We start from the raw sequence: 15,484 nt of genomic DNA on the forward strand, positions 1-15,484 counted from the left end.
TCATCGACCCGGGGCAGGGGCGCAGTTCGTTTGAGCGAAAGCGGTCACGGCGGCGAGGCCGACGATCGCAACGAGAGGACTTGAAGCACCCATGGCGAAGATCCTGAAGTTCGACGAGGACGCCCGTCGCGCCCTTGAGCGCGGCGTCAACAAGCTGGCCGACACGGTCAAGGTCACCATCGGCCCCAAGGGTCGCAACGTCGTCATCGACAAGAAGTTCGGTGCGCCGACCATCACCAACGACGGTGTCACCATCGCCCGCGAGGTCGAGGTCGAGGACCCGTACGAGAACCTGGGCGCCCAGCTCGTCAAGGAGGTGGCGACCAAGACCAACGACATCGCGGGTGACGGCACCACCACCGCGACCGTGCTGGCCCAGGCCCTGGTCCGCGAGGGTCTGCGCAACGTCGCCGCGGGTGCTTCCCCGGCCGCCCTGAAGAAGGGCATCGACGCCGCCGTCAAGGCCGTCTCCGACGAGCTGCTGGCGACCGCCCGCCCGATCGACGACAAGTCCGACATCGCGGCCGTGGCCGCGCTGTCCGCCCAGGACCCGCAGGTCGGCGAGCTGATCGCCGAGGCGATGGACAAGGTCGGCAAGGACGGCGTGATCACCGTCGAGGAGTCCAACACCTTCGGCCTGGAGCTGGACTTCACCGAGGGCATGGCCTTCGACAAGGGCTACCTGTCGCCGTACATGGTCACCGACCAGGAGCGCATGGAGGCCGTCCTCGACGACCCCTACATCCTGATCCACCAGGGCAAGATCTCCTCCATCCAGGACCTGCTGCCGCTGCTGGAGAAGATCATCCAGGCCGGCGCCTCGAAGCCGCTGCTGATCATCGCCGAGGACGTCGAGGGCGAGGCCCTCTCCACCCTCGTCGTCAACAAGATCCGCGGCACCTTCAACGCGGTGGCCGTCAAGGCCCCCGGCTTCGGTGACCGCCGCAAGGCGATGCTCGGCGACATGGCCACCCTCACCGGCGGCACCGTCGTCGCCGAAGAGGTCGGCCTCAAGCTCGACCAGGTCGGCCTGGACGTGCTCGGCACCGCCCGCCGCGTGACCGTCACCAAGGACGACACCACCCTCGTCGACGGTGGCGGCAACTCCGGGGACGTCGCGGGCCGCGTCGCCCAGATCAAGGCCGAGATCGAGGCCACCGACTCCGACTGGGACCGCGAGAAGCTCCAGGAGCGCCTCGCCAAGCTCGCCGGCGGCGTCTGCGTGATCCGCGTCGGCGCGGCCACCGAGGTCGAGCTCAAGGAGAAGAAGCACCGTCTGGAGGACGCCATCTCCGCGACCCGCGCCGCGGTCGAGGAGGGCATCGTCTCCGGTGGTGGCTCCGCGCTCGTCCACGCCGTGAAGGTCCTGGAGGGCAACCTCGGCAAGGACGGCGACGAGGCCACTGGTGTCGCCGTGGTCCGCCGCGCCGCCGTCGAGCCGCTGCGCTGGATCGCCGAGAACGCCGGCCTCGAGGGCTACGTGATCACCGCCAAGGTGGCCGAGCTCGACAAGGGCAACGGCTTCAACGCCGCCACCGGCGAGTACGGCGACCTGGTCAAGGCCGGCGTCATCGACCCGGTCAAGGTCACCCGCTCCGCCCTGGAGAACGCGGCCTCCATCGCCTCCCTCCTCCTGACGACCGAGACCCTGGTCGTCGAGAAGAAGGAAGAGGAAGAGCCGGCCGCCGCCCACGGTCACGGCCACGCGCACTGACGCACCGCGCGCATCCGCCGGCGGCCCGCCCGCCGGCACCCGTCGAGGCCCGGTCCCGCTCCCCGCGGGACCGGGCCTCGCCCGCGTCCGGCGCCCCGCCGGAGACCGGGGTCTGACGGTGTGTCAGGCCGAGTGCCCCAGTCCCTCCCGCCGCACCGGATCCGCGAACGGCCGCCCCGCCGCGTACCGTTCCAGCTCGTCCAGGGCGTGGTCGGCCATCCGGTGCAGCTCGGTGCCCAACGAACCGGCGATGTGCGGGGTGAGCAGCACGTTCGGCAGGTCGTACAACGGGGAGTCGGCGGGCGGGAGTTCGGGCTCGGTGACGTCCAGCACCGCGCCGAGCCGGCCGCTGGACAGCTCGGCGAGCAGCGCCGCCTCGTCGACGAGGGACCCGCGCGAGGTGTTGACCAGCGTCGCCCCGTCCGGCATCAGGGCCAGCTCGCGGGCGCCGATCAGGTGCCGGGTGGCGGGTACCTCCGGCGCGTGCACGCTGACCACGTCGCTGCCCGCGCACAGCTCGGCCAGCGCGACCTTCCGCACGCCCCACCCCGCGGCCTCCTCGGCGGTCACGAACGGATCGTGCAGCAGCACCCGCAGCGCGAACGGGCGCAGCAGCTCGATGACGCGGCGGCCGATGCGGGAGGCGCCGACGATCCCCACCGTGCGGTCGTGGTTGCCGGCACCGTCCAGCTCGCGCAGCCAGTCGTGCCGGGTGCGCAGGGTGCGGTAGCGGTGCGCGGCGGGCAGCACCCGTTTGTTGGCGAACAGGATGGCGGCCATGGTGTACTCCGCGACCGGCCGCGCGTTCGCCGCGGCGGCCGAGCTGACGACGACGCCACGGTCCCAACAGGCGTCGGTGACATGGCCCTTGACCGATCCGGCGGCGTGCACGACGGCCCGCAGCCGGGGCGCCGCGGCCAGCACCCGGGCGGTGAGCGGCGGCGCGCCCCAGCAGGTCAGCAGCACCTCCGCGCTGGCCAGGGCCGCCGCGACCGCGGGCTCCGGCGCGGCCAGGTCGTGCGCGACGAGCCGGTCGTCCGTACGGGCCAGGCGGGCCAACCGGGCCCGCTGCGACGGCCCGAGCAGCCGTTCGGCGATGCCTGGACCCATGGCCAGAAGAAGGGCTGGGCGCATCTGTCGACTCCTCCTGCGTGGTGGCGGGCGGCGTGCGGCTCCCGCCGCCCCGGCGGTTGCTGACTGCCCGTCGAAAGGGCGGGCAATCCCACCGGCGGCACACCGCCGCACCCCACCGGAAGGCCACACGCCACCCCGGCCACCACGGGACACGCCCCGCCGCCCCGCTACCGTTCCGGTATGACGACTGCACTGATCACAGGAGCGACGGCCGGCATCGGCGCCGCGTTCGCCCGTCGGCTCGCGGGCGACGGGCACAGCGTGGTGCTGGTGGCCCGCGACGAGAAGCGGCTCCGCGAGCAGGCCACCGAACTGCACGACCGGCACGGGATCGAGGCGGAGGTGCTCAGCGCCGACCTGGCGACCGAAGAGGGGATCGCCGCCGTCGAGGCACGCCTGGCGGACCCCAAGCACCCGGTGGACCTGCTGGTCAACAACGCCGGCTTCGGCAACAAGGGCGAGTACCTCGAAGTCCCGATGGCCGACGAGCTGGCGATGCTCAAGGTGCACTGCGAGGCCGTGCTGCGGCTGACCACGGCCGCGGCGCGGGGGATGCGCGAGCGCCGGCGTGGCGCCGTGGTGAACGTGGCCTCGGTCGCGGCGTTCGTCCCGCGCGGCACGTACGGCGCGAGCAAGGCGTGGGTCGTGCAGTTCACCCAGGGCGCCGCCCGCGACCTGGCCGGCAGCGGGGTGCGCCTGATGGCGCTGTGCCCGGGCTTCGTGCGGACCGAGTTCCACCAGCGGGCCGGGATGGGGACGGACAACATCCCGGGCTGGATGTGGCTCGACGCGGACAACCTCGTCGACGCGGCCATGAAGGACCTGGCGCGCGGCAAGTCGCTGTCCGTCCCGGACCCGCGCTACAAGGCCCTGATGGGCGCCGTGAAGCTGGCGCCGCGCGGCCTGCTCGGCGGACTCACCTCGCGCACGGGTCGCAAGTACGGCCCGCAGTAGGGGAGTTGACGCACGCCCGTCGGGAGGCGGTGCGCCCCGGGGCCCGGGCGACCGGGCCCCGCGCCGTCAGTTCGCCGTCCGCGCGCGGTGCTTCAGCACGGTCGCCCGGGCCTCCGCCGGCAGCGGATCGCCCGCCTCCAACAGGCGCGGCAGCAGTTCGCGCCGGGTGGTCAGGGCGCGGAACATCAGCGCGACGGTGACGTCGTGGTCGGGCCGGTGCTCGACGCGCACCGGGTCGCCGACCCGGATCTCCCCGGGCCGGAGCACCCGCAGGTACGCGCCCGGCGTCGCGGCCGCGGTGAACCGTTTGATCCAGCCGCGCTCGTCCAGCCAGCCCTGGAACGTGCGGCAGGGGATCCGCGGGCAGGTGACCTCCAGCAACACCTCGGGCCCGACGCGCCAGCGTTCGCCGACGCGGGCGTCGGTGACGTCCAGGCCGGTGGTGGTGAGGTTCTCGCCGAAGACGCCGTTGGGCAGTGTGCGGTCCAGTTGCCGCTGCCAGTCGTCGAGGTCCTCACGGGCGTAGGCGTAGACGGCCTGGTCGTCGCCGCCGTGGTGGCGCCGGTCCACCACCGCGTCGCCGGCGAGGCCGCTGCCGCCGATGCCCTTGGGGCCGGGGGCGGCCACCGCGACGGGGTCGGTCACGGGGCGCTTGTCGATGCCGGTGCCGCCCTCGGCCGAGGTGTACGGAGCGGTGAAGGCCCGCCCCACGTTCACGGACAGCAGCTTCGCGTTCATGTCCGTACGGTAAGACATCCGGCAAAAGGCGTCTTTCGATTTTTCACGGTCTGTCCAAGATTCGCTTATGCTTGAAGGGTGATCGAAGCTCGTCATCTGCGGGTGCTGCGCGCCGTGGCCCGGACCGGTTCCTTCTCCGCCGCCGCACGGGAACTCGGCTGCACCCAGCCCGCGGTCAGTCAGCAGATGAAGGCCCTGGAGCAGTCCGTCGGCACCCCGCTGCTGGTGCGCACGGGACGCGAGATGCGGTTGACGCACGCGGGTGAAGCCCTGGTCCGGCACGCGGTCGGCATCCTGGCGGGGCTCACCGCGGCCGAGGACGAGGTCGCGGCGATCGCGGGGCTGCGCGCGGGGCGGGTGCGGCTGGTGTCGTTCCCGTCGGGGAGTTCGACGCTGGTGCCGACCGCGCTGGCCAAGATGCGGGCCGCGCACCCGCGCGTCCGGGTGTCGCTGGACGAGGCCGAACCGCCGCGCTCGATCGACCTGCTGCGCAACGGCGACTGCGAGATCGCGCTGGCCTTCCGCTACCCGGAGGTGCCCGGCGCCGATCCGTCCGCCGGGGCGGAGTGGGCCGACCTGGTGGTCCGGCCGGTCCTGTCCGACCGGCTGGTGGGGCTGGTGCCGGAGGGCCACCGGCTGGCACGGGCCGGCACCGCGCGCTTCGCGGACCTGGCCGACGAGCCGTGGATCGCGGGCTGCCCGCGCTGCCGCACGCACCTGGTCGAGGTCTGCGAGCGGGTCGGGTTCACCCCGCGCATCGACTTCGCCACCGACGACTATCCGGCGGTGATCGGCCTGGTCGGGGCGGGGCTGGGGGTCGCGGCGCTGCCGGAGTTGACTCTGGAGTCGGTGCGGCCCAAGGGGGCGGCGACGGTCCGGATGGAGCCGGCCGTGCACCGCGAGATCGTCGCGCTCACGCTGCCGGACCTGGCGCACGTGCCCGCGGTCGGGGCGATGCTGGACCAGCTGGCGGACGCCGCGGGCCGGTGACGGTCGCGGGCCCCGGAGGGGCGAGGCCCGCGGGCCAGGTGTCGTGAGCTGCGCAGGAACGTTTCTTCGAACGCTGGGTCGCGGCGCCGGTCAGGCGCCCGGCATGCTCGCGTGGCCGGGCAACGAACTGGCCGGGACCATCCGGTGACGGGCCCGGCCCATGAGCTCCTCGCGCTCGTCCTCGGTGAGGCCGCCCCACACGCCGTAGGGCTCCCGGACGGCCAGCGCGTGCGCCGCGCACTGGGCCCGCACGGGGCAGCGCATGCAGACCTCCTTCGCCGACGCCTCCCGCGCGCTGCGGGCCGCTCCCCGCTCGCCCTCGGGATGGAAGAAGAGCGAGCTGTCCACGCCGCGGCAAGCGGCCAGCAGCTGCCAGTCCCAGAGGTCTGCGTTCGGGCCCGGGAGGCGGGAGAAATCTGCCATTGCGTGTCCCCTCGGAGGCGATGCGGAGCGGGCTCGGTGCTCACGACGGTACATCTACTGTCTAAGTAGATGTAAATATGACTCATTGCGAATCTAGTCGCAGTCAACGCCAAAATGGAAGAAACAGAGCCAAATAGGGCATAGGGTGCACGCGCGGATGCCGACTGCTCAGTGAGTCGTCTGCGTATCCGGCTCCTCACGGAGCGTGCTGAACTCGGTCGCCGAAGCCGTAACTCTTTCGAGTGACCGTCGTTGAGTGTGCGGAGGCGGTTGGCAGAGGTAGCCCTCGGGCAGGTGTCCGAGGGGTTCGTCAATCGCCCAGGTGACGATACGTACCAGCCTGGAGGCTCAAGGTGACGCGCATCAGCTGCGGAGGGCGGTCATGACATCCGTCCTCGTCTGCGACGACTCCCCGCTTGCCCGAGAGGCGCTTCGACGGGCGGTTGCGACCGTGCCCGGTGTCGAGCGCGTGACCACCGCGGCCAATGGCGAGGAGGTCCTCCGCCGCTGGGGGGCCGACCGCTCGGACCTGATTCTGATGGACGTGCGGATGCCCGGCCTCGGCGGTGTCGAGACCGTGCGTCGGCTGCTGTCCGCCGACCCCGGTGCCCGGATCATCATGCTCACGGTGGCCGAGGACCTCGACGGGGTCGCGCTCGCGGTCGCCGCCGGCGCCCGCGGCTATCTGCACAAGGACGCCTCGCGCGCCGAGCTGCGCGCGACGGTGACCCAGGCCCTGGCGGACCCGACGTGGCGGCTCGCCCCACGCCGGCTGCGGTCCGCCGAGATGGGCGCCGCACCGACGCTCACCGCCCGCGAGATCCAGGTGCTGGAGGGCATGAGTCACGGCCGCTCCAACGCCGAGATCGGACGTGAGCTGTTCCTCTCCGAGGACACCGTCAAGACGCACGCGCGGCGGCTGTTCAAGAAGTTGGGCGCCTCCGACCGGGCGCATGCCGTGGCGCTCGGTTTCCGCTGGGGGCTGGTCCGCTGAACCGTCGTGACGTGCAGCGATGCGGGGGAATGAAGATCCCCGCCCGCCCTGCGGCGGGCGGGGCGGCATGATGCCCCGCACGCCGGCGGGCGCCACGGCGGCCCGATTCCCCGCGCGGTGCCGCATGCTTGAGGCATGGAGTTCCTCGGGGACGGGTCGTTCGGGCACGAGGGGAGGGCGCAGGAGATGACACCCGGCGCACCTGCCGCGCATAACGCTTCGGCGCACAAGCGTGGACCTGATGCCGCGGATCGTTCGCCGTCAAGGCACCATGGACCGATGCGCGATGACGGGAAGCAGGAGATCGGCGCTCTCGTCGCACGCGCCGTCGAGGGCGACCAGCAGGCCACCCACGACCTACTGGTCCACGTCCATCCGCTGGCCCTGCGCTACTGCCGCACCCGGCTGTCCCGGCTGCCCGGCGACGCCCGGCACTTCGTCGAGGACCTGGCGCAGGAGGTGTGCGTCGCGGTGCTGTGCGCGCTGCCGCGCTACCGCGACACCGGCAAGCCCTTCGAGGCGTTCGTCTTCGCCATCGCCGGGCACAAGGTCGCCGATCTCCAGCGGGCCGCGATGCGGCACCCGGGCAGTACGGCCGTGCCGTCGGACGAGATGCCCGAGCAGCCGGACGACTCGCTGGGTCCCGAGGAGCGGGCGCTGCTGAGCAGCGACGCCGAATGGGCCAAGAAGCTGCTGGCCAACCTGCCGGAGAACCAGCGGGAGCTGGTCCTGCTGCGGGTGGCGGTGGGGCTCACGGCCGAGGAGACCGGGCAGATGCTGGGGATGTCGCCCGGCGCGGTGCGGGTCGCCCAGCACCGCGCACTGAGCAGGCTGCGGGCGTTGGCCGAGCAGTAGTCCACGGAGCGTGCACCGTCCGACGTGCCGCGAATTCGCCCCGCGTGCGGCGGGAAGTCGCCGTAGGAAAGCACGAGTGACGAGCCCCTCAGTGCTCGTGGAATGGGACACCCTACAAGGCCGTTAGCATGGGAGTCCGCGCTGAGGCAAGAGCATTGGGGAAGGTGTCATGAGTGACAACGTCGAGGGTATGCCCGCCAAATTCGCCATGCTCGGGCTGACATACGACGACGTGCTGCTGCTGCCCGGCGCGTCGGAGGTCCTGCCCAACACCGTGAACACCGCGTCCCGCGTCTCGCGGAACGTCCGGGTGAACATCCCGCTGCTCTCCGCCGCGATGGACAAGGTCACCGAGGCGCGGATGGCGATCGCCATGGCGCGTCAGGGCGGCGCGGGCGTCCTGCACCGCAACCTGTCGATCGAGGACCAGGCCAACCAGGTCGACCTGGTCAAGCGCTCCGAGTCCGGCATGGTCACCGACCCGATCACGGTCCGGCCGGACGCGCCGCTGACCGAGGCGGACGCGCTGTGTGCCAAGTTCCGGATCAGCGGGGTGCCGGTCACCGACGCCGCGGGCAAGCTGCTGGGCATCGTGACCAACCGCGACATGGCCTTCGAGATGGACCGCAGCCGCCAGGTCCGCGAGGTCATGACGCCGATGCCGCTGGTCACCGGCAAGGTCGGCATCTCGGGCGAGGACGCCATCGAGCTGCTGCGCCGCCACAAGATCGAGAAGCTGCCGCTGGTCGACGACGCGGGCGTGCTCAAGGGCCTGATCACGGTCAAGGACTTCGTCAAGGCGGAGAAGTACCCGAACGCCGCGAAGGACGCCGAGGGCCGGCTGATCGTCGGTGCCGCGGTGGGCGTCGGCGACTCCGCCTACGACCGGGCGCAGGCGCTGGTCGAGGCGGGCGCGGACTTCCTGGTCATCGACAGCGCGCACGGCCACAGCCGCGGCATCCTCGACATGATCTCCAAGGTCAAGTCCAACATCAGCGTCGACGTCGTCGGCGGCAACGTCGCCACCCGCGAGGGCGCCCAGGCGCTGATCGACGCGGGCGTGGACGGCGTGAAGGTCGGCGTCGGCCCCGGCTCCATCTGCACCACGCGGGTGGTCGCCGGCATCGGCGTCCCGCAGGTCACCGCGATCTACGAGGCCGCGCAGGCGTGCCACGCGGCGGGCGTGCCGCTGATCGGCGACGGTGGTCTGCAGTTCTCCGGTGACATCGCCAAGGCGATCGCGGCCGGTGCGGACACCGTGATGCTCGGTTCGCTGCTGGCCGGCTGCGAGGAGTCGCCGGGCGAGATGGTCTTCGTCAACGGCAAGCAGTTCAAGTCCTACCGGGGCATGGGCTCGCTGGGCGCGATGCAGTCGCGCGGCCAGGCGCAGTCGTTCTCGAAGGACCGCTACTTCCAGGACAACGTGCTCTCCGAGGACAAGCTGGTGCCGGAGGGCATCGAGGGCCAGGTGCCCTACCGCGGCCCGCTGGCCTCGGTCGCGCACCAGCTCGTCGGCGGCCTGCGCGCCTCCATGGGCTACGTCGGGTCGGCCGACGTCCCGGAGCTCAAGGAGAAGGGCCGGTTCGTGCGGATCACCGCCGCCGGTCTGAAGGAGAGCCACCCGCACGACGTGCAGATGGTCACCGAGGCGCCCAACTACGCGCGCAGCTGACGGTTTCCTCGCCGCCCGCTCCGCCGAGCGGCGGCCGGATGCGCCCCCAGTCTTCCCCGTCGGGGATACTGGGGGCGTATCCGTAGGAAGGCAGAACCAGTGACTGAGATCGAGATCGGGCGCGGCAAGCGCGGCCGCCGGGCATACGCGTTCGACGACATCGCCGTGGTACCCAGTCGGCGCACCCGCGACCCGAAGGAGGTCTCGATCGCCTGGCAGATCGACGCCTACCGCTTCGAGCTGCCGTTCCTGGCGGCCCCGATGGACTCGGTGGTCTCCCCGCAGACCGCGATCCGCATCGGTGAGCTGGGCGGCCTGGGGGTGCTGAACCTCGAAGGGCTGTGGACCCGCTACGAGGACCCCGAGTCGCTGCTCGCGGAGATCGCGGAGCTGGACGGTGCCACCGCCACCAAGCGGCTCCAGGAGATCTACGCCGCGCCGATCAAGGAGGAGCTGATCGGGCAGCGGATCAAGGAGGTGCGCGAGGCCGGTGTCGTCACCGCCGCCGCGCTCTCCCCGCAGCGCACCGCGCAGTTCTCCAAGGCGGTCGTGGACGCCGGCGTGGACATCTTCGTGATCCGCGGGACGACGGTCTCCGCCGAGCACGTCTCCAGCGCCGCCGAGCCGCTGAACCTCAAGCAGTTCATCTACGAGCTGGACGTGCCGGTGATCGTCGGCGGTTGCGCGACGTACACGGCGGCGCTGCACCTGATGCGGACCGGCGCGGCGGGCGTGCTGGTCGGCTTCGGCGGCGGGGCGGCGCACACCACGCGCAACGTCCTGGGCATCCAGGTGCCGATGGCGACCGCGGTGGCCGATGTCGCCGCCGCCCGCCGGGACTACATGGACGAGTCCGGCGGCCGGTACGTGCACGTGATCGCCGACGGTGGCGTGGGCTACTCCGGCGACCTGCCCAAGGCGATCGCCTGCGGTGCGGACGCGGTGATGATGGGTTCGCCGCTGGCGCGCGCGACGGACGCGCCGGGCCGTGGCCACCACTGGGGCATGGAGGCGGTCCACGAGGACGTGCCGCGCGGCAAGCGGGTGGACCTCGGTGCGGTCGGTACGACGGAGGAGATCCTCTGCGGGCCGTCGACCACGCCGGACGGGACGATGAACTTCTTCGGCGCGCTGCGTCGGGCGATGGCCACCACCGGGTACTCCGAGCTGAAGGAGTTCCAGCGGGTGGAGGTCACGGTGGCGCCGGGGCGGTAGTCGCACCGCGTCGTCGGCTCTTTCGCCGTGCGTCGGGCCGCTCCGTCTTGTGCGGGGCGGCCCTCGCGCGTGGAGGGGTTCGGGGTCAGGTCTCCGGTGCGGGTCGTTCGGACTGCTGCGCTTTGCGTCCGAACGACCCGCACCGGAGACCTGACCCCTTCCGTCGTGTGGCGGCTTTCGCCGAGGGGGTGGGGCGAAGCCCGGTCGTGTGCTGCCGCGCGGCCGGGCTTCGTCGTGTTCAGAGGCGGTGGGCGGCGCCGGTGGGGGTGGCGCCGCGGGTGTCCAGGAGGAGTGGGGCCTTGACGGCCAGGCCCTGGAGGTCGTAGGTGCGGTGCGGTTGGAGCAGCACCGTCAGGTCGGCGGCGGAGGCGGCGTCGTAGAGGGACTCGGCGCGGGGGACCGGGCGGCCGTCGACCTCCCACTGCGGGACGTAGGGGTCGTGGTACGTGAGGTGGGCGCCCAGGGTGCGCAGGCGGGCGGCGACCTCGCGGGCGGGGGTGCCGGCGAGGTCGGCGAGGTCGGGCTTGTAGGTGACGCCGAGCAGCAGGACGCGGGCGCCGCGGGCGGATTTGCCGTGCTCGTTGAGGAGCGTGGTGCAGCGCTGGATGACGTAGGCCGGCATCCGGTCGTTGATCTCCCGGGCGAGTTCCACCATCCGGAGCGGGGTGCCGGTCGAACGGCTGCGCGGGGGGCTGAGGTTGGGGTCGAGGGGCGTGGCGTGGCCGCCGACGCCGGGGCCGGGGCGGAAGGACTGGAAGCCGAACGGCTTGGTCTCGGCGCAGCGGATGACGTCCCACAGGTCGACGCCGATCTCGTGGCAGTAGACCGCCATCTCGTTCATCAGGGCGATGTTGATGTGCCGGTAGTTGGTCTCCAGCAGGTGGGCGGTCTCCGCCTCGCGGGGGCCGCGGGCGCGGACCACCTTGTCGGTGAGCCGGCCGTAGAAGGCGGCGGCGGCCTCGGTGCAGGCGGGGGTGAGGCCGCCGATGACCTTCGGGGTGTTGCGGTAGCGGTGGGTGCGGTTGCCGGGGTCGTGGCGGGCGGGGGAGCAGGCGAGGTGGAAGTCGCGGCCGGCGGTGAGGCCGGAGCCCGCTTCGAGCAGGGGCCGCAGGACGTCCTCGGTGGTGCCCGGGTAGCCGGCCGATTCGAGGATGACGGTGGTGTGCGGGCGCAGGCGGGTGGCCAGCGTGCGGGCCGCCTCGGCGAGTGCCGACAGGTCCAGGGTGCGGTCCTCGTCGACCGGGGTGGGGGCGCAGAGGACGGCGGTGCGGACCCGGCCGAGCGCGCCGGGGTCGGTGGTGGTGCGGAAGCCGGCGGCGATGAGACGGCGGACCTCGGTGGCGGACAGCGGGCCGCCGGCGCCGGGGAGGGCGGCCGCCCGGGGGTCGGGGTCGTAGCCGATGGTGGTGAGGCCGGCGGTGGTGGCGGCCTGGGCGAGGGGGAGACCCAGGTGTCCGAGTCCGATGACGGCGAGATCTGCGGGCATGCTGCGGCCGTCCTTCCCGAGCGAGTGTGTGGGTGCCCTGCGCGGTGTCCTCGCGGCGGTCGGGCGCCGCGTGGGCGGGCCGACCACCGAAGTGGCATAAGTAGACTAAGCGGATATTTGACCCAGAATGGGTATTGGTGGATCAAGCTGGTCGGGTGTTGCCACCGCGAACGGAAGGCGGTTGCCGGAAGCAGGCGCGGACAGAATCGACGGACGGGGGGTCCAGTTCCGAATCACAGCGGGAGGCAGTGGTGAAGACAGCGACACTCGGACCGGCGCAGCGCGCCAAGGCACTCACCCAGATGGCGGAGCGGGAACTGGACGTGCTGGTGGTCGGCGCCGGCGTGGTCGGCGCCGGCACCGCCCTGGACGCCGCCACCCGCGGACTGGACACCGGGCTGGTCGAGGCCCGTGACTGGGCGTCGGGCACCTCCAGCCGGTCGAGCAAGCTCATCCACGGCGGCCTGCGCTACCTGGAGATGCTGGACTTCACGCTGGTGCGGGAGGCGTTGAAGGAGCGCGGGCTGCTGCTCCAGCGGCTGGCGCCCCACCTGGTCAAACCGGTCCCGTTCCTCTACCCGCTCCAGCACAAGGGCTGGGAGCGCTGGTACGCCGGCTCCGGCGTGGCGCTCTACGACGCGATGTCGGTGTCGTCCGGCCACGGCCGGGGGCTGCCCGTCCACCGCCACCTCTCGCACCGCCGGGCGCTGCGGGTGGCGCCCTGTCTGCGCAAGGACGCGCTGGTCGGGGCGTTGCAGTACTACGACGCGCAGATGGACGACGCGCGCTACGTCACCACCCTGGTGCGGACCGCGGCCGCCTACGGGGCGCACGTCGCCAACCGGGCGCGGGTGGTGGGCTTCCTGCGCGAGGGCGAGCGGGTGGTCGGCGCGCGGGTGCAGGACGTCGAGGGCGGGGTGGCGCACGAGATCCGGGCCCGGCAGGTCGTCAACGCGACGGGCGTGTGGACCGACGACACCCAGGCGCTGATCGGGGAGCGCGGCCAGTTCCACGTGCGGGCGTCCAAGGGCATCCACCTGGTCGTGCCCAAGGACCGGATCCACTCCACCACCGGGCTGATCCTGCGGACGGAGAAGAGCGTGCTCTTCGTCATCCCGTGGGGGCGGCACTGGATCATCGGCACCACGGACACCGACTGGGACCTGGACAAGGCGCACCCGGCGGCCTCCAGCGCCGACATCGACTACCTGCTGGAGCACGTGAACTCGGTGCTGGCCACGCCGCTCACCCGGGACGACGTGGAGGGCGTCTACGCCGGGCTGCGGCCGCTGCTGGCCGGCGAGTCGGACGCCACCAGCAAGCTGTCGCGGGAGCACACCGTCGCCCACCCGGTGCCGGGCCTGGTGGTCGTCGCGGGCGGCAAGTACACGACGTACCGGGTGATGGCCAAGGACGCGGTGGACGAGGCGGTGCACGCGCTCGACGCGCGGGTCGCCGAGTGCGTCACCGAGGACGTGCCGTTGGCCGGCGCCGAGGGCTACCGGGCGCTGTGGAACGCGCGGGCCCGGATCGCCGCCCGGACCGGACTGCACGTGGCCCGGATAGAGCACCTGCTGAACCGTTACGGATCGCTGACCGAGGAGCTGTTGGAGCTGGTGGTGGCCGATCCCGCGCTCGGGCGGCCGCTCGCCGGGGCCGACGACTACCTGCGCGCCGAGGTGGTCTACGCGTGCACGCACGAGGGCGCCCGGCACCTCGACGACGTGCTGACCCGGCGCACCCGGATCTCCATCGAGACCTTCGACCGCGGCACCCGCAGCGCCCGGGAGGCGGCCGAGCTGATGGCGCCGGCGCTGGGCTGGGACAGCGCGCAGGTCGACAAGGAGGTCGCGCACTACAAGAAGCGGGTGGAGGCGGAGCGCGAATCGCAGCGGCAGCCCGACGACCTGACGGCCGATGCGGCCCGGCTGGGCGCGCCGGACATCGTGCCGCTGACGTAGCCGCCGGTCCGGTCAGTCCGGTCAGTCCGGTCAGTCCGGTAAGACCGGTCAGTCCGGTCGGCCGCGGGACGGGCAGAACTCGGCGGTCAGGACGGCGGTGCCGTCGGTCCGGCCGGTCGGGGCGTCGGTGTTGACGCGGTAGCTGACCAGGTGCCGGCCGTCGGTGGTGCCCGCGGTCTGGGCGTAGGAGCCGTTGATGTCGCCGTTGTGGCCCCAGACGGTCACCCCGCAGGGCAGGCGGGTGGCGTAGACGCCCAGGCCGTACCGGCCGCCGGTGGCCTGTTCGCTGCGCAGCTCGGTCATCTGGCGGGGCGCCAGCAGCTTGCCGCCGAGCAGCGCGGCGAAGAACCGGTTGAGGTCGACCAGCGTGGTGACCATCTCGCCGGCGGCGCCGGCCCGGCTGGGGTTGAGGGTGGTGCTGTCCACCTGGCGGCCGTCGATCCGGGAGTAGCCGCGGCCGTGCGGTGCGGGCAGGGCCGCGCTGTTGCCGGGGAACGAGGTGCCGGTCAGGCCGTACGGGGTCAGGATGCGGCGCCGCAGCTCGTCGGCGTACGGGTGGCCGGTGACGCCCTGGATGAGCAGGCCGAGGACCAGGTAGTTGGTGTTGGAGTAGGCGTAGCGGGCGCCGGGCGGGGCGGTCGGCGGGTGGTCGAGGGCGACCCGCAGCAGCTCGGCGGGGGTGTAGCGGTCGTAGCGGTGGGCCGGGAAGCCGGCGCCGTACAGCTGCTCGGCGAGGTGCGGGTCCTCGGTGTAGTTGAACAGGCCGCTCGTGTGGTCGAGCAACTGGTGGACCGTCACCCGGCGCAGGTCGCTCGCGCCGCCCGCGCCGGTCAGCGGCACGCCGGGCGGCAGGTGGTCGGCGGCCCGGTCGTCCAGCCGGAGCCGGCCCTCCCCGACGAGTTGCAGGACCACCGTCGCGACCAGGGTCTTGGTGAGGCTGCCGGCCCGGAAGCGGTCCAGGCGGCCCATCTTCCGGCCGCTGTGCAGATCGGCCACGCCGACCGCGGCGAACCGCGAGGCGCCGAGGCGGCCGTCCCGGGTGACCAACGAGGCCGCGCCGGGCGCGCCGTCGGCCACCAGGCGGTGCAGCGCGAACGCCGTGGAGGCCGGCGGCCGGGGCGCGGCCGGGGGGCGCACGGCGGCCGGCGGGGTGCTCGAACACGCCGTCAGGAGCAGGGCGGCCAGGGCGGCCACGGCGGTGCGGGCGGACGGGCGCGACGGGCCCGGCGCGGCCGGGCGGAGCGGGCGGAGGGGCAAAAAGATCTCCCGTCGTCGGGGCCATCATGACGGGTGCGGGGCACCTCCCGGCACCCACCCGGGCCTTCCGCACGGCCGCGGATGAGAGAGA

13 protein-coding genes are annotated in these 15,484 nt (G+C 72.7%); 8 read left to right on the forward strand and 5 right to left on the reverse strand.

Annotation, left to right across the window (positions count from 1 at the left end):
- Positions 1 to 91 precede the first annotated feature (91 nt).
- A complete protein-coding gene (groL, locus tag ACJ6WD_RS37665) occupies positions 92 to 1,714 on the forward strand; it encodes a chaperonin GroEL (protein WP_233658907.1) in 1,623 nt (540 codons plus the stop codon).
- Between the two features lie 123 nt (positions 1,715 to 1,837).
- Here the strand turns inward: groL and ACJ6WD_RS37670 are convergent, their stop codons facing one another.
- Complete coding sequence (locus ACJ6WD_RS37670; protein WP_407617497.1) at positions 1,838 to 2,848, reverse strand: hydroxyacid dehydrogenase; 1,011 nt, start codon at positions 2,846 to 2,848, stop codon at positions 1,838 to 1,840.
- Between the two features lie 180 nt (positions 2,849 to 3,028).
- Here ACJ6WD_RS37670 and ACJ6WD_RS37675 point away from each other — a divergent pair, with 180 nt between their 5' ends.
- On the forward strand, positions 3,029 to 3,802 hold the full coding sequence (locus tag ACJ6WD_RS37675; protein ID WP_016571321.1) for an SDR family oxidoreductase: 774 nt from the start codon (positions 3,029 to 3,031) through the stop codon (positions 3,800 to 3,802).
- A gap of 66 nt (positions 3,803 to 3,868) precedes the next feature.
- On the opposite strand, the gene ACJ6WD_RS37680 is transcribed toward ACJ6WD_RS37675, so the two are convergent.
- Positions 3,869 to 4,540, reverse strand: a complete 672-nt coding sequence (locus ACJ6WD_RS37680) for an MOSC domain-containing protein (protein WP_407617498.1) — start codon at positions 4,538 to 4,540, stop codon at positions 3,869 to 3,871.
- Positions 4,541 to 4,618: 78 nt separating this feature from the next.
- On the opposite strand from ACJ6WD_RS37680, the gene ACJ6WD_RS37685 reads away from it, so the two are divergent.
- On the forward strand, positions 4,619 to 5,530 hold the full coding sequence (locus tag ACJ6WD_RS37685) for a LysR family transcriptional regulator (RefSeq protein ID WP_016571319.1): 912 nt from the start codon (positions 4,619 to 4,621) through the stop codon (positions 5,528 to 5,530).
- 90 nt (positions 5,531 to 5,620) lie between these two features.
- Here the strand turns inward: ACJ6WD_RS37685 and ACJ6WD_RS37690 are convergent, their stop codons facing one another.
- Entirely contained in the window at positions 5,621 to 5,953 is a 333-nt protein-coding gene (locus tag ACJ6WD_RS37690) for a WhiB family transcriptional regulator (protein WP_016571318.1), read from the reverse strand.
- A 382-nt stretch (positions 5,954 to 6,335) separates the two neighbouring features.
- On the opposite strand from ACJ6WD_RS37690, the gene ACJ6WD_RS37695 reads away from it, so the two are divergent.
- The 4 genes from ACJ6WD_RS37695 to ACJ6WD_RS37710 all read left to right on the forward strand — a co-directional run bounded on the left by ACJ6WD_RS37695 (position 6,336) and on the right by ACJ6WD_RS37710 (position 10,689).
- Entirely contained in the window at positions 6,336 to 6,947 is a 612-nt protein-coding gene (locus ACJ6WD_RS37695) for a response regulator transcription factor (protein WP_003948568.1), read from the forward strand.
- Positions 6,948 to 7,226: 279 nt separating this feature from the next.
- A complete protein-coding gene (locus tag ACJ6WD_RS37700; protein WP_308401768.1) occupies positions 7,227 to 7,802 on the forward strand; it encodes a sigma-70 family RNA polymerase sigma factor in 576 nt (191 codons plus the stop codon).
- Positions 7,803 to 7,971: 169 nt separating this feature from the next.
- Positions 7,972 to 9,474 (forward strand): IMP dehydrogenase, encoded by a 1,503-nt coding sequence (gene guaB / locus ACJ6WD_RS37705; protein WP_016571316.1) that lies wholly within the window; start codon positions 7,972 to 7,974, stop codon positions 9,472 to 9,474.
- Positions 9,475 to 9,573: 99 nt separating this feature from the next.
- Positions 9,574 to 10,689: a GuaB3 family IMP dehydrogenase-related protein gene (locus ACJ6WD_RS37710; protein WP_020929935.1), complete on the forward strand. Its 1,116-nt coding sequence runs from the start codon at positions 9,574 to 9,576 to the stop codon at positions 10,687 to 10,689.
- Positions 10,690 to 10,927: 238 nt separating this feature from the next.
- Here ACJ6WD_RS37710 and ACJ6WD_RS37715 read toward each other — a convergent pair whose 3' ends face one another.
- Positions 10,928 to 12,175: a nucleotide sugar dehydrogenase gene (locus tag ACJ6WD_RS37715; RefSeq protein ID WP_407617499.1), complete on the reverse strand. Its 1,248-nt coding sequence runs from the start codon at positions 12,173 to 12,175 to the stop codon at positions 10,928 to 10,930.
- Between the two features lie 251 nt (positions 12,176 to 12,426).
- Here ACJ6WD_RS37715 and ACJ6WD_RS37720 point away from each other — a divergent pair, with 251 nt between their 5' ends.
- Positions 12,427 to 14,136, forward strand: a complete 1,710-nt coding sequence (locus ACJ6WD_RS37720) for a glycerol-3-phosphate dehydrogenase/oxidase (RefSeq protein WP_376447070.1) — start codon at positions 12,427 to 12,429, stop codon at positions 14,134 to 14,136.
- Positions 14,137 to 14,184: 48 nt separating this feature from the next.
- Here ACJ6WD_RS37720 and ACJ6WD_RS37725 read toward each other — a convergent pair whose 3' ends face one another.
- Complete coding sequence (locus ACJ6WD_RS37725) at positions 14,185 to 15,393, reverse strand: serine hydrolase (RefSeq protein WP_233658901.1); 1,209 nt, start codon at positions 15,391 to 15,393, stop codon at positions 14,185 to 14,187.
- Between the last annotated feature and the right edge of the window lie 91 nt (positions 15,394 to 15,484).

Source organism: Streptomyces sp. VTCC 41912, from assembly GCF_045799175.1.
GTDB lineage: Bacteria > Actinomycetota > Actinomycetes > Streptomycetales > Streptomycetaceae > Streptomyces > Streptomyces albulus_C.

What these genes read in the sequence shown, in the direction of transcription:
- groL (WP_233658907.1), top strand. Translation starts at nt 92, where the DNA reads ATGGCGAAGATCCTGAAGTTCGACGAGGACGCCCGTCGCGCCCTTGAG.
- ACJ6WD_RS37670 (WP_407617497.1), bottom strand. Translation starts at nt 2,848, where the DNA reads ATGCGCCCAGCCCTTCTTCTGGCCATGGGTCCAGGCATCGCCGAACGG.
- ACJ6WD_RS37675 (WP_016571321.1), top strand. Translation starts at nt 3,029, where the DNA reads ATGACGACTGCACTGATCACAGGAGCGACGGCCGGCATCGGCGCCGCG.
- ACJ6WD_RS37680 (WP_407617498.1), bottom strand. Translation starts at nt 4,540, where the DNA reads ATGAACGCGAAGCTGCTGTCCGTGAACGTGGGGCGGGCCTTCACCGCT.
- ACJ6WD_RS37690 (WP_016571318.1), bottom strand. Translation starts at nt 5,953, where the DNA reads ATGGCAGATTTCTCCCGCCTCCCGGGCCCGAACGCAGACCTCTGGGAC.
- ACJ6WD_RS37695 (WP_003948568.1), top strand. Translation starts at nt 6,336, where the DNA reads ATGACATCCGTCCTCGTCTGCGACGACTCCCCGCTTGCCCGAGAGGCG.
- ACJ6WD_RS37700 (WP_308401768.1), top strand. Translation starts at nt 7,227, where the DNA reads ATGCGCGATGACGGGAAGCAGGAGATCGGCGCTCTCGTCGCACGCGCC.
- guaB (WP_016571316.1), top strand. Translation starts at nt 7,972, where the DNA reads ATGAGTGACAACGTCGAGGGTATGCCCGCCAAATTCGCCATGCTCGGG.
- ACJ6WD_RS37715 (WP_407617499.1), bottom strand. Translation starts at nt 12,175, where the DNA reads ATGCCCGCAGATCTCGCCGTCATCGGACTCGGACACCTGGGTCTCCCC.